At 69.0% G+C, this 1,268-nt stretch carries 1 protein-coding gene; it reads left to right on the top strand.

The window, feature by feature from the left end; all coding sequences use genetic code 11:
* Window position 1: 1 nt before the first annotated feature.
* Window positions 2–1,268: condensation domain-containing protein (locus NP777_RS46860; protein WP_308405426.1), on the top strand; the 1,267-nt coding region annotated here is incomplete at its 3' end.

Below are 1,268 nucleotides of genomic sequence, written 5' to 3'. Positions count from 1 at the left end.
GGTGCTGAGTGGGCGTGGTGGTGTGGTGGGGTTCGGGTTGTCGGCTCGGGTGCATCGGGGTTTGGTGCGGTTGGCGCGGGAGTCGCGGGCGAGTGTGTTCATGGTGGTGCAGGCGGCGCTGGCCGGGTTGTTGTCGCGGTTGGGTGCGGGGCAGGACATCGTCCTGGGCACGGCCGTCGCGGGCCGCAATGACGTGGCGCTGGACGACTTGGTCGGCTTCTTCGTGAACAGCCTGGTGCTGCGCACCGATGTGTCGGGTGACCCGTCGTTCCGTGAGTTGCTGGACCGGGTGCGGGAGTCGGATCTGTCGGCGTTCGCGCATCAGGATGTGCCGTTCGAGCGGCTGGTCGAGGTGGTCAATCCGCAGCGTTCTGCCGCCCGCCACCCGCTGTTCCAGGTCATGCTCGCCCTCCAGAACAACCCGGACCCCGAGCTGGACCTGCCGGGCATCGACGCGCGGATCCGCCAACTGCGCACGTCCACCGCCAAGTTCGACCTGACGCTGGACCTCGTCGAGCGCCACGAGGCGCAGGACACACCCGCTGGGATCGAGGGTGTCGTCGAGTACAGCGTGGATCTGTTCGACCGGGAGACGGTCGAGGGGATGGTGGCGCGGTTCGTGCGGTTGCTGGAGGCGGTGGTCGCGGATCCGGAGGTGCGGCTGGGCCGGGTGGAGATCCTGTCCGAGGAGGAGCGTTCCCGGTTGCTGTCGGAGTGGAACGGTCCGGTGCTGGATGTTCCGGTGCGGTCGCTCCCGGCGCTGGTGGAGGCCCAGGTGGTGCGGACGCCGGATGCGGTGGCGCTGGTCGAGGGCGAAACGTCCTTGACGTATCGGGTGTTGAACGGGCGGGCGAATCGGCTGGCGCGGTTGCTGGTGGGGATGGGTGTGGGTCCGGAGCGGATCGTGGCGCTGGCGTTGCCGCGTTCGGCGTCGCAGGTGGTGGCGTTGCTGGCGGTGGTGAAGGCCGGTGGTGGGTATTTGCCGGTGGATCCGGACTATCCGGCCGAGCGGATCGTCTACATGCTCGGTGACGCGGATCCGGCGTTGCTGCTGACGGACAGTGCCACGGCTGCCGGGTTGCCGGAGATCGATGGTCTGGTCCGGGTGGTGCTGGACGCGGAGGAGACCCGGGTGGGGGTCGAGGCTCTGGCGGAGACGGATCTGGGCGATGGTGAGCGGCTGGCGCCGCTGTCGGTGGATCACCCGGCGTATGTCATCTACACCTCCGGCTCCACCGGCCGCCCCAAGGGCGTCGTCGTCACCCACC

Origin of the sequence: Streptomyces rugosispiralis (assembly GCF_024505145.1) — a bacterium.
In the GTDB taxonomy this organism is placed as follows: Bacteria; Actinomycetota; Actinomycetes; order Streptomycetales; family Streptomycetaceae; genus Streptomyces; species Streptomyces rugosispiralis.
Note: the sequence above shows the minus strand (reverse complement) of the source record. Positions and strands in the feature narration are given on the sequence as shown.